Here is a 14,623-nt window from a genome sequence, read left to right on the forward strand (position 1 = left end):
CGTTCCGGTGCTGGCTACTCGTCAGCCGAGGACGACGTAGTTGGAGGTGAAGGCGTTGCCGACGGCGCCGGGGCCGTCAGCCAGGATCGCGCGCATCTCGACCGTGCGGTTCATCGTGCACCCGCCGGCCTGGCAGGCCGGGTCCTTGATGTAGCCGTAGGAGCCATTGGGACTGCTCGACTCGATCGTGAACGGGAGCCAGTCGCCGCCATCGAGGCGCACCTCGTAGCTCACCGCGCCCGGGACCTCGAAGAAGAACGCGGAGGTCCAGTACTGGCTCTGCGAGTAGTAGGACTCGGAGCGGTAGACCTGCGGTCCGGGCGCGGCGATGGTGACCGCGTTGCTGGTCGAGGCCTCGCCGGTGCCGATCATGTTGATCGCACGCAGCTGGTAGACGTGCGTGCCGGGGGTCTGGTTCTGGAGGGTCAGGCTGCCGTAGGTCGGCGACACATAGCCCCAGTCGCCCTCGTCGATCTTCAGCTCATAGCCCCAGATCTCGAGGCCGTTCCCGGCAGGCAGGTTGAAGTTCAGGATCACCTGGGTGCCGGAGGCGGTGGCGACCAGGTTGGTCGGGGCACCCGGCAGGTCGGCCACGACGCTGTCGATGCCGTTGGACGGCGCACCCGCACCGACCTTGTTGACCGCACGCACCTGGACCTCGACCTCTGCCAGGGTGGTCAGGCCCCAGAGGTCGCCGCGGATCAGGTCCTCGCCGCAATCGGCCAGGCAGGCCGACGGGCCGGAGGCCGCCATCCGGCGGGGCGCGGAGGTCACCGGGCTCCACGCCCCGCCGGTGCTCACCTGATAGCCGGTGATGGGCGAGCCGCCATCGGTCTGCGGGGCACGGAAGGCGTAGCGGAACCCGTTGCGGACCTGGTCCACGTAGACCAGCTCGGGAGCACCCGGCACCTGTGCCTGCGGTGCGGCCGGCTTGGCGCCGGTCATCTCGATCACGACGCGACGGTTCAGCTTGCGCTGGGCGACGGTGCCGCCGACCACGGCGGGCCGGGTCGAGCCGTAGCCGACGGAGTTCGCCTTCAGTCCGGAGACGTTGGCCACGAGCTGGCCACAGACCGCCGCAGCACGCTTCTTGGCGAGCTCGCGGTTGCGGCTCTTGGAGCCGGAGTGGTCGGTGTAGCCCTCGCAGCGGACGCTGGTGGCGTTGCCCAGCGACGTACCGAGCGTGGTGAGCTGCCGCTTGGCGGCCGCCGTCAGCTTCGGCGAGTTGCGCGCGAAGAGGCCGTCGCCGTCGAGGGTGACGGCCTGGCCCTTGGCCAGCTGGTGGCCGGCTGCCTTGCGGATCGGCACTGCCAGCGAGCCGGACCGGGTGCGGTAGACGGCGCGCGTCTCGCGCAGCTTGCCGCGGTAGGCCTTGGGGTTGTTGGGCACGGCGATCTGCGCCTTGCGCTGCGCGGGAGTCCGCGGGTCGACGAACCAGGACGACGACGCGGGGGCCGCCGCACGCGACGCCGTGGCGGCGTCCTGCGACGGCGCGGCGACCGCGCTGGTGGCGAGGGTTGCGGTGACGGCGACGGCGAGGCCACCGACGGCCGCGGTCAGTGCCGCAGCCTTGCGAACGAGGGAGGTGCGAGACATGGTGAACCATTCGTTGACGACAGGAAGGCCGCCCCCGAGCGGCGTGCCTATCCGCACCATCGGCGGCTCACGGCCGGACCTGAGACTGGCCTAGTTCACCTGGTGCCACTCGTCGCGGCACGTTGTCCGCAGACGTCAGTCGCAGGCGTCATTCACAGACGGGGCCCCGGCGCGGTCCGGCGCAGCCACCCGCAGCAGCGCCTCAGCGCTCCGGACGCGGCCAGGGCCGGCCCTCGCGGCGCTCGACGTCGGAGTTGAACCGGTGCAGCAGGGCGGCGAAGGTGGTCACGTCGTCGCCGGACCACTCCTGGAGGATGGTGCGCAGGCCGCGGCGCTTGATGTCACGGTCGCCGTTCAGCAGTTCCAGACCGTGCGGCGTCAGCTCGAACTTGCGGGCGATGCCGCCGTCCGGGTCGGGGATCCGGCGGATCAGGTCCTTGCGCATCATCGCGGCGGTCTGCCGGTTGAGCGTGGAGGCGTCGAGCGCGAACGCGGCAGTCATCTGCGGAATGGAGAGCGGTCCGTCGATCTCGATCCGGCTCATCAGCGTGTAGGCGCTGCGATCGAGTGAGAGCACCGTGTGCTCGGGATGGTTCTGGGGCGACATCTGCCGCCCCATCAGCATGCCCTCGAACTCGATCGCGTCGAGTGCGTTCTCGACGTCCAGAGGCAACTCGTCCCGCTGCATGGCGAAAGTGTAACAGCCACATTTTGTGGGTTGTGCAACCCATGTGTATCGTACACATCCATGACCGCAACAACCCCTCACAGCGACGTGCACGCGCCCCCGGCTCCGCCGGTGCGGGCCGGTGCGATCGTCTTCGTTCTTGCCTTCGCAGGCATCACCGCGGCGCTCATGCAGACCCTCGTCGTGCCGCTCCTCCTGGAGCTTCCCGACCTGCTCGACACCACGACCTCCAACGCCGCCTGGGTGGTCACCGTCACCCTGCTCACCGCGGGTGTCGCGACCCCGGTCAGCGGCCGCCTCGGCGACCTCTACGGCAAGCGCCGGGTGATGCTGGTCTGTGCCAGCGTCCTGGTCGTCGGCTCGCTGATCTGCGCACTCTCCTCGACCGTGGTGCCGATGATCGTCGGCCGCGGCCTGCAGGGCGTCGGCATGGGCATCGTCCCGCTGGGCATCAGCGCTCTCAAGGAGCTGCTCCCGCCGGAGAAGCTGGGCTCCTCGATCGCGCTGATGAGCGCGTCGATGGGCGTCGGCGGCGCCCTCGGCCTGCCGGTCGCGGCGGCGGTCGCCGAGCACTCGGACTGGCACACCCTGTTCTGGGGCGCCACCGGCCTGGCTGTGATCGTCACCGTGCTGATCGCGACCCTGGTCCCGGCCACGCCGGCCCAGGCGAAGGGCAAGTTCGACCCGATCGGCGCGATCGGCCTCGGCGCGGGCCTGGTCTGCCTGCTGCTCGGCGTCTCGAAGGGTGCCGACTGGGGCTGGAGCGACCCGCTCACCCTCGCCTGCCTGATCGCTGCGCCGATCCTCTTCGTGGCCTGGGGCTTCTGGGAGCTGCGGGTCAGCGACCCGCTGGTCGACCTGCGGGTGACCGCGCGGCCCGTCGTCCTGCTCACCAACGCCGCCGCGCTCGTCGTCGGCTTCGCGATGTACGCCCAGTCGCTGATCCTGCCGCAGTTGCTGCAGATGCCCGAGGAGACCGGCTACGGCCTCGGCCAGAGCATGCTCGCGATGGGCCTGTGGATGCTGCCCGGCGGCTTCATGATGATGCTGGTCTCGCCGCTCGGCGCCAAGCTCTCCGCGGCCCGCAACCCCAAGGTGACGCTGACCCTCGGTGCCGCGATCGTCGCCGTCGGCTACCTGATGGCCGCGATGCTGATGGGCCACACCTGGGGCATCACCCTCTCGGTGATGGTGATCAGCTCCGGCATCGGCTTCGCCTACGGTGCGATGCCCGCCCTGATCATGGGCTCGGTGCCGATGAGCGAGATCGGCTCGGCGAACAGCTTCAACACCCTGATGCGCTCGGTCGGCACCTCGATCGCCGGTGCCGTGGTGGGCGTTGTGCTGGCCCAGATGACCCACGACTACGGCGGCTACGAGCTGACCTCGGAGACCGGCTTCCGCACCGGACTGCTGATCGGTGCCGGCGTCGCGTTGGTCGCCGCCCTGGTCGCCGCGACCATCCCGACCAAGGCCGCCATCGAGGCCGCGGAGCACATCGAGCACCCCGCCTAACACCCCCGCTCAATGTGAGTGCAGCGCTGGAGATCGGTCCGATCTCCAGCGCTGCACTCACATTGAGCGGCTTGGGGGCGCCGCCGGCTAGCCCAGCGCGGAGCGGAGCAGCTCCCACGACGGGCTCGGGTCGTCGGCGGACCGGCGCTGGATGACCTGAAGCGCCAGATCCCGCAGCTCGGCGCCCACCCGACCGGTGCCCTTGATCTCGGCGAAGGCCCCCGCGATCACGACGTCGTCATGCTCGTACGGGTCATCTTCGGCGAGCGCCGCCAGCGACTCGTATCCCCCGTCAACGACGAACGCGTTCACGAACGCCAGCGCATCGACGGGCCTCTGCTCCAGGTAGTCGGCGAGCAGATCGAAGCCGGCATCGTTGCCGTGCGGGCCCGCGTCGTCGGCGGGATCCCAGAAGAGCGGGTCGTCAAGCAGCTCGCGGGCATTCGGCGCATAGAGCGACCAGTCGACGTCGAGTTGGTCCCACTCGGACATCGCACTCCACTCCTCACGCTTACCATCCCAGAGCCGGCGAATGGCCTCCTCCAACTCCGCAGCCGTAGCGGGCAGCTCATCGATCCGCTGCGCGAGGTGGGCACTGAACGCGGCGTAATCGAAATCGTCGGCCTTCTTCAACCGACGCTCGAGCGCGCCCAGCGCACCCACGATCTCGTGTGCCACCCGAGAGAACGCGACAGGCTCTACCGCGTAGGGTCCGAGATCCTCCCGGAAGACATCGAGATCCGAAACCTCACTGACGACCCGGACGTCGACGCGCGCGGCCTGGCGCCGGAACGTGAGCCGATTGCCCTTGGCCCGCTCCTGGTCGTGGAAGCGGCCCCACTCGGGATGATCCGGAGTGATCGCACCCTCGATCGCGAGTGCTTCCAGCCAGGCCTGCTCCTCGGCCTCGCTGAAGGGCGCGTCGATCGCGCGCGACCGTGCGGCCCGAGGCTCGTTGCGCACCAGAAGGTCGACCTCGATCTTCCGGATCGCCGCGCCCACGGCAGGCATCCCCTCGGCGAGGAACGCGCCTGCCCAGTGACTCGCGCCGCCGTGGGCCGAGCTCGCCATCACCTCGATCCGCACGCTCATCCGGCCAGCGCAGCCTTCACGTAGGCGACGATCGCGTTGGCGTGACCGTGGCCGAGGCTGTGCTCCTCCTTGAGCCAGGCCACGACCTCCATGTGCTTCGCCGCGTCGAGCCGCTCCACGACGAGGTCCAGCCACTCCTGGATCGGCCGGCCGTAGGTCTTCTCGATGCTGGGGAAGTAGGACGCAGGGCCCTTGACCTTCTCCCCCGGCGCGACCTGCGGGGCACTCACCCGATGCTCACTCATGCTCGGCAACGTAGCAGCGGGGCCTGCAGCCACAGCCGAGATGGTGGAGGATCGCTGTCGCCAGGTGACAGCGATGCTCCACTGTCTTTGCTGGTGCTAGGACTTCACCGTGGCCGGGATGATCCGCGATGCGCCGTTGTCGGCCTCGATCAGAATCCGCGACACGTCGTCCGGGTGGGCAGGGTCGAACCAGAGTGTCGCCATCTCGCCCACGCCGAGCGGGCGGCCCGGTGCCTGCAGCGCACCCGTGCGCACCCAGCGCTGCGCCCCGGCGTTGTCGTAGAACATGACCGTGAGCGTGGCGATCTTGGGGTTGGGGCTCGGCGCGAACGCCGCGAGGCCGTCGTCGGTGATCGTCGCCTCGACCTGCCGCCCCGACCGCAGCCGAACCCGCCTCGCAGCACCTCGCCGGCGCCGGGCTCCGGCCAGCAGGGTGAGCGCCGCGACGATCAGTGCCAGCGCCGCCGGCACTGCCCAGGCCCACTGCGGGACGTCGTCACCCTGAGCCCGCACCAGGACAGCGGCCGCGCCACAGGCGAGCATCGCCGCCAGCAGCACCCCTCCACCGACCCGAGGTGCCGCCACCCCGGCCACCGCAGCACGCATCGACCAGGTGGTCGCCAGAAGGAACGCGGCGAAGCAGATGATGCCTGCGGGGATCACGGCGAGGACCCAGAGCGGGCCCGACTGCGCGTCCACCCCCGCCACCACCCAGCCGAGGACAGTGGCCGCGACGGCAGCCACCGCAAGCACGACGAACTGCACCAGCGCCGATGCTCCCCGCTGCGAGCGGGCGGTGATCCGGTCGGCCGTGCTGATCGGCTGCTGAGTGCTCATGCCGACATCCTGCCGCGCGTCCCCGCTCAATGTGACCCCAGCGCTGGTTATCGGCCGAATTCCCAGCGCTGAGCTCACATTGAGCGGGGTGGGGACGGTCGGACGCCGCCGTAGATGCCGCGCCGCACCACGAACCGCTGCAGCACCGGGTCCACGCTCCAGACGGGGAAGCGGAACGCCCGGCCGTTGGGGGCGAAGACCTGCAGCCCGTCGGCCTGGGCTCCCAGCACCGAGCCCCAGCGACGGCCCGGCGGGCGGTACGCGCGCAGCCGGCGGCCGAGCAGGTGCGCCCGCACGTTGGCCGCGACCAGCTTGTGCCCCTGGTTGCGCGCGGAGGTGCGCAGCGGATCGGTCGCGGCGACGTCACCGACCGCGAAGACGCCGTCCGCGCCAGGCACCTGCAAGGTGGGCGCGACGCGGACGAAGCCCTGCTCGTCCAGGAGATCCTCGGGCAGCCAGGACGTGTGCGGTCGCACCGCGCCGACCGCCCAGACCACGGCGTCAGCCTCGGCGTCCGGCTGGCCGCTGGACCACCGGATCGGACCACCGGCCAACTCCCCCGATGCGGACGCCGGCACCACCGCGCGATGGTTCGGGTGAAGGGCGACGCCCAACCCCTGCAGGCGATCGGCGACCTGCGACCAGACCCGGTGATGATGGTGCGGCAGCGCGCGCTCGCGCGGGAAGTACAGGTGGACTGTCTTCTCCGGCCACCGCTCCGCCACCTGCGCGGCCGTGCTCGCGGCAGCCGGGCCGCCGCCGACGATCGCCACCGTCGCAGCGCTCGCGATCCGCCGGTGCGCCGCAGCGAGTGCGTGATCGATCTGTCCGGCGCCCTGGAGACGGGGGTCGCGCCAGAACCCATTGCTGACGCCGGTGGCGATCACCAAGGCGTCGTAAGGCTCCTCGCTCTCGATGCCGGCGTCGTCACGCAGGCGCAGGGTCCGAGCCGCGACGTCCAGGCCGATCGCGCTCCCCTGCACGATCCGCACGCCGTCCAGCCCACGGAACCGGTCGAAGTCGATGCGGTAGTCACGCTGCCACCGCTCGGGGCGCGCCAGGCGCAGGCCCAGCTCCTGGCCACTCAGCCAGCCGGGCTTGGTACTGATCGCGACGACGTCGGCGAACCGCGCGAGCCGGATCGCGCTCAGCACCCCGGTGTCGCCGAGTCCGGCGACGACCACCCGTGGTCGGGTCACCCCGGCACCTTGCGCGGCGGGCGCGGGACGAACCGCGCCACTCGGCGGACGACGTCCGCGTACTCGGGGCGCCGCTCGAGGCTGCGCTTCTCCATCATCGGGATGCTCGCGGTCTGCAGGAGCACCGCCATCGCCACCGCCCCGAGCAGGACCCACCAGCTCCCCGGCGCGGCGGCAAGCCCGAAGAGCCCGAAGGAGAGCCAGACCCCGAACTCACCGAAGTAGTTGGGGTGTCGCGACCAGGACCAGACGCCGCGATCCATCACCGCGCCGGGTGTGCGGGTCGCGACGAACCGGTGCATCTGCGCGTCGGCGACCGTCTCCAGCGTGATCGCACCCATGCCCACGGCGAAGGCGACCAGGTCGAGCCAGCCGAGCGGCTCTTCGGCCCGGGTGGCGACGACGTAGACCGGGACCATCGCTGCGAAGACCTGGAGCGTCGGGATGACGTGGATCGCCAACAGGTCGGCGACGAGCTCGGCCCGGCCCGCCTTGGCGCGGAGCAGGGGGTAGCGCCAGTCCTCGTGATGCAGACCGGGGAACCCGTAGAGCCAGTTGCCGGTCAGCCGGATCGCCCAGACCAGCATCACCGTCATCATCAGCCACCAGCGCGCATCGGAGACGCCGGCGTCGGCAGCCAGCCACCAGTAGAACGCGAGCAGCGGTGGCGCCACGCTCCACCAGGCGTCGTAGAAGCTGGAGTTGCGGTGCATCCGGCTCGCGCCGAAGATCACCAGCGTCGCGATCAGGTCGGCGATCAGTCCGTCGAGCCACAGCCTGGAGGTGTCGGCACCCCAGACCAGCCACGCGATCCCGGCCCCGATCGCGGCCACGTAGGCGACCCCGACCCGGGTCAGCGACTCCGCTCTGCTCATCTTCGAACTGTAACCAGTTCTACTCCGTGGCGGAGCAGGTTCAGGTGGGCAGGATGCTCAGTCGTCGAGCATCGCGCCGTGCACGATCCGGTCGACCTCGATCCGGATCGCGATCCGGCGCTCGTCCGGAGTGGGCTGACGGCGGTAGCGCTGGGCATAGAGCTCGATCGCGCGATCCCGGGACGCGGCGTCACGCAGCACGGTGGCGCTCCCCTCGATGGTGGACCAGCGCGGGCCGTCGACCTGGCAGACGGCGACGTGGGCCGCGCCGTCCGCGGCCTCGACGTTGCGCACCTTGCGCGAGCCGTCGCGGGTGATGATCCAGGCGCAGTGCTGCACCGGGTCGAGGGTGACGCCGACCGGCACCACGTGCGGTCGGCCGTCGGGGCGCAGCGTGGTGAGGGTGTTCAGCTGGTACTCGGCGTAGAACTCGGACAGCTTCGCCGGGAACGCGTCCCAGCCGGGCACGAAGATGCTCATGCGGTCATTCTCCCGGCACCGGGTTAGGTGGCACGTGGCTCCCAGCATGTGGGAGCCAGCCGCCACCTAGTGGCAGTCACGGTCGCAGGGCGGCGCTCAGGGCGACCAACGTGTCGTCGACGACGCGGTAGAAGGCCCACTTGCCGCGCTGCTCGCGGACCACGATGCCGGCGTCGACGAGCTGCTTCATATGGTGCGAGACGGTGGGCTGCGAGAGCCCGACGGGCTCGACGAGGTCGCAGATGCAGGCCTCGCGCTCGGGCTGCGCGGCGATCAGCGAGAGCAGCCGCACCCGGGTCGGGTCGCCGAGCGCCTTGAACATCCGCGCCAACCGCTCGGCCTCGTCGACCTCGAGCACCCCACCGGTGACCGTGGAGCAGCAGGCCTGGGTGGCGTCGAGGAGCGGCAGCGGCGAGGTCATGGGGGCGAGCCTACCCGTTCCATTGACAAACGTCGATGCATCGAGAAGGATCGATGCATCGACGATCGCCTATCTGACAGGAGAAGTGCCATGGCCACCCCCGAGGACGTCCGCGAGCAGGTCCGGGCCCGCTACGCCGAGGCGGCCATCGCCGTCACCGGCGGCACCACCAACGCCGAGCTCAACGACGCCCTGCAGCTGGCCGACGACTGCGGCACCTCCTCCTGTTGCAGCGGCAACGTCGAGGTCGACGACTCGTTCGGCGCCGTGCTCTACAGCAGCGACGAGCAGGGCGAGCTGCCCGCCGAGGCCGTCGCCGCCAGCCTGGGCTGCGGCAACCCGACCGCGGTCGCCGCGCTCCGCGAGGGCGAGCGGGTGCTCGACCTCGGCTCGGGCGGCGGCATCGACGTGCTGCTCTCGGCCCGCCGGGTCGGTGAGACCGGCTTCGCCTACGGCGTCGACATGACCGAGGAGATGCTGGAGCTGGCCCGCGCCAACGCCGCCAAGGCCGGTGCCACCAACGTCGAGTTCCTGCACGGCACCATCGAGGACGTCCCGCTGCCCGACCAGGCCGTCGACGTCGTGATCTCCAACTGCGTCGTCAATCTCTCGCCCCACAAGGAGAAAGTCCTCGCCGAGATGTTCCGGGTGCTGACCCCGGGCGGCCGGATCGGCATCTCGGACGTCGTCGCCGAGGACCACCTCACCCCAGCCGACCGCGCCGAGCGCGGCTCCTACGTGGGCTGCATCGCCGGTGCGCTGTCGCGCGCGGAGTACCTCGACGGACTGCGCGCCGCCGGGTTCGCGGACGCCGAAGTGGAGTTCACCCACGAGGCCGTGCCCGGCATGCACGGCGCGATCATCCGCGCCACCAAGCCGGCGTGAGCGCCACCGTCGCCGCGCCGTCCCCGGCCCGGCTCTCCACGCTCGACAAGTACCTGGCCGTCTGGATCGGCCTGGCCATGCTGGCCGGGCTGCTGCTCGGGCGTTGGGTGCCCGCCGTCGCCGACGCCCTGAACGCGGTCACCATCGGCTCGGTCTCGCTGCCGATCGCGGTCGGCCTGCTGGTGATGATGTATCCGGTGCTGGCGAAGGTCCGCTACGACGAGATCGGCGACGTCGCCCGCGACCGGCGCACGATGGTGCTGTCGTTGGTGCTGAACTGGGTCGTCGGCCCGGCGATGATGTTCGCGCTCGCCTGGATCTTCCTGGCCGATCTGCCGGAGTACCGGACCGGCCTGATCATCGTCGGCCTGGCGCGCTGCATCGCCATGGTGATCATCTGGAACGACCTCGCCTGCGGCGACCGCGAGGCCGCGGCCGTGCTGGTGGCGCTCAACTCCGTCTTCCAGGTGGTGGCCTTCGCCTTGCTGGGTTGGCTCTACCTCGACCTGCTGCCCGGCTGGCTCGGCCTCTCCAGCACCGGCCTGGACGTCTCGCCCCTGGAGATCGCCGGCAGCGTGCTGATCTTCCTCGGCATCCCGTTGGCCGCCGGCTTCGCGACCCGTCGCATCGGCGAGGCGCGGATCGGCCGCGAGCGCTACGAGAGCGACTTCCTGCCGAGGATCGGCCCGTGGGCCCTGTACGGCCTGCTCTTCACCATCGTCGTCCTCTTCGCCCTGCAGGGCGAGGCGATCACCGACCAGCCGCTCGACGTCGCGCGGATCGCCGTCCCGCTGGTGATCTACTTCGCGCTGATGTGGGGCGGCTCGATGCTGATCGCGCACCGGGTCGGGTTGAGCTACCCACGCGCCACCAGCGTCGCCTTCACCGCGGCCGGCAACAACTTCGAGCTCGCGATCGCGGTGGCGATCGCCGTCTTCGGCGCCACCAGCGGCCAAGCCCTGGCGGGCGTGGTCGGCCCGTTGATCGAGGTGCCGATCCTGGTCGGGCTGGTCTACGTCAGCCTCTGGAGCCGCCGCTTCTTCGCCGAATCGCCTGCTGCACAAGGAGAACAGTGAGCACCACCATCCCCACCATCGTCTTCGCCTGCCGCGCCAACGGCGGCCGCTCGGTGGCCTCGCGCCTGCTCACCGAGCACTATGCCCAGGGGCGCGTGGTCGCGCTCTCCGCCGGCACCGAGCCGGGCGAGCAGATCCATCCGGAGGTCGCCGCGGTGCTGGAGCAGCTCGGCCTGGACACCTCGCGCGAGCGCCCGACGCTGCTCACCGCCGAGATGATCGCGGCCAGCGACCTGGTGATCACTCAGGGCTGTGGCGAGAACTGCCCCTACGTCCCGGGCGCCACCTACCGCGACTGGCCGCTGGACGACCCCAAGGGGCGCAGCGACGCCGAGGTGCGGGCGATCATCGCCGACATCGACGCCCGGGTGCGCGCCCTGCTGGCCGAGCTGGCGCCAGACCTCGTCCTCCCCCTCAATGTGACCTGAGGGCGCCTCGGCGGGGCAATTTCGCGCGCTCAGCTCACATTGGGACCGAGACTCACGGCTCGGCGACGATCTGCGACGATGCGGCGAGAGAACGCTGACCAGTACGGAGTGACGGATGACATCGACGCAGCAGGCGGACGCCGGGCGCACCAGCGAGCTGCCCAAGTGGGCGCGGGGCAACTCCCACCGCGGCGGGCCGGGCTTCGGTGAGCTGATCGAGCAGGTCCGCTCGGTGATGGATGCGTCCCGGTTCATCGCCCCCGGCGACGACGTGGCTCGCGAGCTGACCGCCGACCTGAGCCGGATCGTCGAGCGGATGCAGGCGATCGCCGTCCCCGTGGACGACGCCGCCGCCGACTCGCGCGAGGACCTGCCGGCCCGCGGCAACCCGTCACTGCCGCCGTTCGAGATCATCGACCTGGGCTCCGAGGGCGTCGTCGCCGAGATCGTGTTCCGGGCCTTCCACCTCGGTCGCCTCTCCGCGCACGGCGGCAACATCTCGCTGCTCTTCGACGAGCTCGCCGGCTACGCCACCATGCACCGGGTCACCAGCGGCTTCGCCCGCACCGCCTTCCTGAAGGTCGACTACCGCTCACTCACCCCGATCGACCGGCCACTGCGCGCGCGGGTCTGGGTCGAGGAGATCGACGGCCGCAAGCTGCACGTGCTGGGCACCCTGCATGACGGCGACCGGCTCTGTGCCGACATGACCGCACTCTTCATCCAGGTCCCCGACGCATAGCCCGAGGGGGATATTTCTGCACCCTCGGCCGCTAGGGGCGGAGCGCGGCCAGGCCGTCCAGCACCCGGGCCAGGCCGAAGCTCCAGGCCAGCGAGGGCTCACCGACGCCCCCCATGGCCTCGCCGGCGGCGGCGCCGACCCGTTGCGCCAGCGGGAAGTCGTCGCCCAGGTAGCCGGCCAGCCGCGGTCCCCACTGCGGCCAGCTCGCGGCGAGCTCGCCGGCATGCGGCTGTGGGCGCAGCGCACGGGCGCTGGCCCGCACGAAGTCGAGGACGAAGGTGAGCGCGGCATCGGTGGCGACGTCGTCCAGGCCGAGGGGCGCCAGCGCGGCGAGCTCGTGGTCGTACTTGGCGATCGTGCCCGGCCCGAGCGCGCTGCGGTCGTCGGCGATCTCCAGCAGCCACGGGTGACGACGCAGCAGGTCGAGGTTCGCCTCGGCCAGCAGGCGCACCTGCTCGCGCCAGTCGGCTGACGGCGACGCCCCGCCCTCCGGCGCCGGAGCGGCCGAGCCGTGCGCGACGTCCGCCATCAGCACGAGCAGGTCGTCGCGAGTGTTGACGTGCGTGTAGATCGACATCGTGGAGACGCCGAGGTCGGCAGCAAGGCGGCGGATCGTCACCGCACCCAGCCCGTCGGCGTCGGCGAGGCGGATCGCCGCCTCCACCACGGAGCCGGTCGAGATCCGCGCACGCGGCCCCCGGGCGCCCCCGCTCGGGGCGTCGGGGTGGTCGCGCCACAGCAGGTCGATCAGCTCACGGGGCACGACTTCTCCATGCCGGGAATCTTTTCATGACACTGTACGTTGTACGGCGTACGTAGTTAATTCAGCACAAAGGGGAACCATGAACATCACCGCCTCCGCCATCTCGCTCAACGTCCCCGACCCGGCCGCCTCGGCCCGCTTCGCCGCCCAGCTCGGCTTCACCGAGGCGATGTCCTCCGACGGCTTCGTCTCGCTTGCCCACCCCAGCGCCGGGGTCAACGTGATCTTCCTGCAGACCGGCCTGGCCACCTTCAAGCCGGCCCGGATCGCCGGATCCGCCGGCCAGGGCACACTGCTCGCCTTCGAGGTGGACGACCTCGATGCCGAGTTCGCCCGGATCGCCGCCACCGGGGCAGAGGTCGTCACCGCGCCGGAGACCGAGCCGTGGGGCGAGCGCTACTGCCAGTTCGCCGACGACAACGGCATCGTGTGGCAGCTCGTGCAGTGGGTCCACTCCCCCGACGCCTGACCCCAATGTGACCGCAGCGCTGCTCTTCCGAAGGAATTGCAGCGCTGCGGTCACATTGAGCGGGGGGTCAGCCGACCAGCCACTTGTCCGGCCCGAAGACCTCGTAGCGGATCGCGTCGCCGTCCACGCCCTTGGCGACCAGCCCGGCATGCACCGACTCCATGAACGGCTGCGGGCCGCACAGGTAGATCTGCGCATCGGCGGGCACCGCGACCGCGTCGAGGTCGACCAGCCCCGCCGCGAGGTCGGCCCGCGGCGCACGCGTGCCGAGGTCCTCGTACCAGCGGACCAGGGTGGCGCCGTCGATGGTGGCGACCAGCTCCTTGAGGTCGCGGCGCAGCGCGTGCCGCGACGGCGAGCGGTCGGCGTGCAGCACCGTCACCGGACGACGGCTGCCCGCGTTGCTGAGGTGGTGCAGCATCCCGATCATCGGCGTGGTGCCGATGCCGGCCGAGATCAGCACCACCGGAGCCTCGGAGTCGTCGAGGATCAGGTCGCCGAACGGCGGCGAGACCTGCAAGGTGTCGCCCTCGAAGACGTTGCGGTGCAGGAAGTTCGACACCTCGCCCTCCGGGATCGCCGTGCCGTCCTCGGCCGTCCGCGCCGGCACCGCCTTGACCGTGATCGCCCACTCATCGCCGCCGAAGCGGACCAGGCTGTACTGCCGGATCTGCCGCGCGCCGTCCGGCAGCCGCACGCCGACCGAGACGTACTGGCCGGGCTGCGCCGCGGGCAGCGGAGCGCCGTCCGGGTCAGCGAGCACGAAGGAGACGGTGTCCGGCGACTCCTGGACCCGGGCGGTGACCACCAGGTCGCGGAAGACGTGCTCGGGGTCGACGCCGGCAGCCGCGTAGAGGCCGCGCTCGATCGCGATCAGGTCGCGCGCCATGTGCCAGTAGACCTCGTCCCAGGCCGCCGCGACCTCGGGCGTGACGGCGTCGCCGAGCACCTCCACGATGGCCGCGAACAGGTGCGTGTGCACCACCTCGTACTGGTCCTCGCGGACGCCGAGCGAGGCGTGCTTGTGCGCGATCCGGGAGAGCAGCTCGGCCGGGTCCGGGGTAGCCGGGTCGACCAGCATGGTGGCGTAGCGGGCAACCGAGGAGGCGAGCGCCTTGGGCTGGTCGCCGGCCTGCTGGTTGCCGCGGTTGAAGGTGTCGCGCAACAGCTCGGGGTGCGCAGCGAAGAGCTTGGCGTAGAAGAGCGGGGTGATCTCTCCGATGGCGGCGCCGACGACCGGCAGGGTGGCGCGGACGACGTCGGTCGAGGTTGGGCTGAGCACTGTTTCCTCCCAGGGTTGTGCATTCATCGA

Annotated in this window: 17 protein-coding genes; 6 read left to right on the forward strand and 11 right to left on the reverse strand. The window is 70.8% G+C overall.

The genetic code is table 11. From position 1 onward, the window contains the following. Nucleotides 1-21: 21 nt before the first annotated feature. Both ABD151_RS07025 and ABD151_RS07030 read right to left on the reverse strand, forming a co-directional pair. Nucleotides 22-1,596, reverse strand: coding sequence for an OmpA family protein (locus ABD151_RS07025; RefSeq protein WP_343992716.1), 1,575 nt, complete (start codon nt 1,594-1,596; stop codon nt 22-24). Nucleotides 1,597-1,798: 202 nt separating this feature from the next. Beyond that, complete coding sequence (locus ABD151_RS07030) at nt 1,799-2,284, reverse strand: MarR family winged helix-turn-helix transcriptional regulator (RefSeq protein WP_343992718.1); 486 nt, start codon at nt 2,282-2,284, stop codon at nt 1,799-1,801. A gap of 60 nt (nt 2,285-2,344) precedes the next feature. Between ABD151_RS07030 and ABD151_RS07035 the strand changes: the two genes are divergently transcribed. Further along, nucleotides 2,345-3,799 carry an MFS transporter gene (locus tag ABD151_RS07035; RefSeq protein WP_343992720.1) on the forward strand — a complete coding sequence of 485 codons (1,455 nt, stop codon included), beginning with the start codon at nt 2,345-2,347 and terminating at the stop codon, nt 3,797-3,799. 87 nt (nt 3,800-3,886) lie between these two features. Here ABD151_RS07035 and ABD151_RS07040 read toward each other — a convergent pair whose 3' ends face one another. From ABD151_RS07040 to ABD151_RS07070, 7 genes are all read right to left on the reverse strand, one after another. Then, nucleotides 3,887-4,891 (reverse strand): hypothetical protein, encoded by a 1,005-nt coding sequence (locus tag ABD151_RS07040; RefSeq protein WP_343992722.1) that lies wholly within the window; start codon nt 4,889-4,891, stop codon nt 3,887-3,889. After that, the gene (locus ABD151_RS07045; protein ID WP_343992724.1) at nt 4,888-5,136 is read right to left on the reverse strand and encodes a DUF4287 domain-containing protein; all 249 of its coding nucleotides are present in this window, start codon (nt 5,134-5,136) and stop codon (nt 4,888-4,890) included. The genes ABD151_RS07040 and ABD151_RS07045 overlap by 4 nt, the downstream gene beginning before the upstream one ends. Before the next feature lie 96 nt (nt 5,137-5,232). Next, entirely contained in the window at nt 5,233-5,973 is a 741-nt protein-coding gene (locus ABD151_RS07050) for a hypothetical protein (protein ID WP_343992726.1), read from the reverse strand. A 74-nt stretch (nt 5,974-6,047) separates the two neighbouring features. After that, entirely contained in the window at nt 6,048-7,172 is a 1,125-nt protein-coding gene (locus ABD151_RS07055) for an FAD-dependent oxidoreductase (protein WP_343992728.1), read from the reverse strand. After that, the gene (locus ABD151_RS07060; protein ID WP_343992730.1) at nt 7,169-8,047 is read right to left on the reverse strand and encodes a DUF1295 domain-containing protein; all 879 of its coding nucleotides are present in this window, start codon (nt 8,045-8,047) and stop codon (nt 7,169-7,171) included. Before ABD151_RS07060 ends, ABD151_RS07055 begins: the two co-directional genes overlap by 4 nt. Nucleotides 8,048-8,104: 57 nt before the next feature. Beyond that, nucleotides 8,105-8,527: a pyridoxamine 5'-phosphate oxidase family protein gene (locus ABD151_RS07065; RefSeq protein ID WP_343992732.1), complete on the reverse strand. Its 423-nt coding sequence runs from the start codon at nt 8,525-8,527 to the stop codon at nt 8,105-8,107. 76 nt (nt 8,528-8,603) lie between these two features. Continuing rightward, nucleotides 8,604-8,948, reverse strand: coding sequence for an ArsR/SmtB family transcription factor (locus ABD151_RS07070; protein WP_343992733.1), 345 nt, complete (start codon nt 8,946-8,948; stop codon nt 8,604-8,606). A gap of 90 nt (nt 8,949-9,038) precedes the next feature. On the opposite strand from ABD151_RS07070, the gene arsM reads away from it, so the two are divergent. The 4 genes from arsM (at nt 9,039) to ABD151_RS07090 (ending at nt 12,079) form a co-directional block, all read left to right on the forward strand. Then, nucleotides 9,039-9,833, forward strand: a complete 795-nt coding sequence (arsM, locus tag ABD151_RS07075; RefSeq protein ID WP_343992734.1) for an arsenite methyltransferase — start codon at nt 9,039-9,041, stop codon at nt 9,831-9,833. Next, a complete protein-coding gene (gene arsB / locus ABD151_RS07080; protein WP_343992735.1) occupies nt 9,830-10,909 on the forward strand; it encodes an ACR3 family arsenite efflux transporter in 1,080 nt (359 codons plus the stop codon). The genes arsM and arsB overlap by 4 nt, the downstream gene beginning before the upstream one ends. Then, nucleotides 10,906-11,337: an arsenate-mycothiol transferase ArsC gene (locus tag ABD151_RS07085; protein ID WP_343992736.1), complete on the forward strand. Its 432-nt coding sequence runs from the start codon at nt 10,906-10,908 to the stop codon at nt 11,335-11,337. The genes arsB and ABD151_RS07085 overlap by 4 nt, the downstream gene beginning before the upstream one ends. A gap of 115 nt (nt 11,338-11,452) precedes the next feature. Continuing rightward, nucleotides 11,453-12,079, forward strand: coding sequence for a PaaI family thioesterase (locus ABD151_RS07090; RefSeq protein WP_343992737.1), 627 nt, complete (start codon nt 11,453-11,455; stop codon nt 12,077-12,079). A gap of 31 nt (nt 12,080-12,110) precedes the next feature. Here the strand turns inward: ABD151_RS07090 and ABD151_RS07095 are convergent, their stop codons facing one another. Further along, the gene (locus tag ABD151_RS07095) at nt 12,111-12,842 is read right to left on the reverse strand and encodes a TetR/AcrR family transcriptional regulator (protein ID WP_343992738.1); all 732 of its coding nucleotides are present in this window, start codon (nt 12,840-12,842) and stop codon (nt 12,111-12,113) included. A 79-nt stretch (nt 12,843-12,921) separates the two neighbouring features. Here ABD151_RS07095 and ABD151_RS07100 point away from each other — a divergent pair, with 79 nt between their 5' ends. Next, nucleotides 12,922-13,311: a VOC family protein gene (locus ABD151_RS07100; protein WP_343992739.1), complete on the forward strand. Its 390-nt coding sequence runs from the start codon at nt 12,922-12,924 to the stop codon at nt 13,309-13,311. Between the two features lie 67 nt (nt 13,312-13,378). Here the strand turns inward: ABD151_RS07100 and ABD151_RS07105 are convergent, their stop codons facing one another. Further along, the gene (locus ABD151_RS07105; protein WP_343992740.1) at nt 13,379-14,593 is read right to left on the reverse strand and encodes a globin domain-containing protein; all 1,215 of its coding nucleotides are present in this window, start codon (nt 14,591-14,593) and stop codon (nt 13,379-13,381) included. Between the last annotated feature and the right edge of the window lie 30 nt (nt 14,594-14,623).

Origin of the sequence: Nocardioides dubius, assembly GCF_039528155.1 — a bacterium.
In the GTDB taxonomy this organism is placed as follows: Bacteria; Actinomycetota; Actinomycetes; order Propionibacteriales; family Nocardioidaceae; genus Nocardioides; species Nocardioides dubius.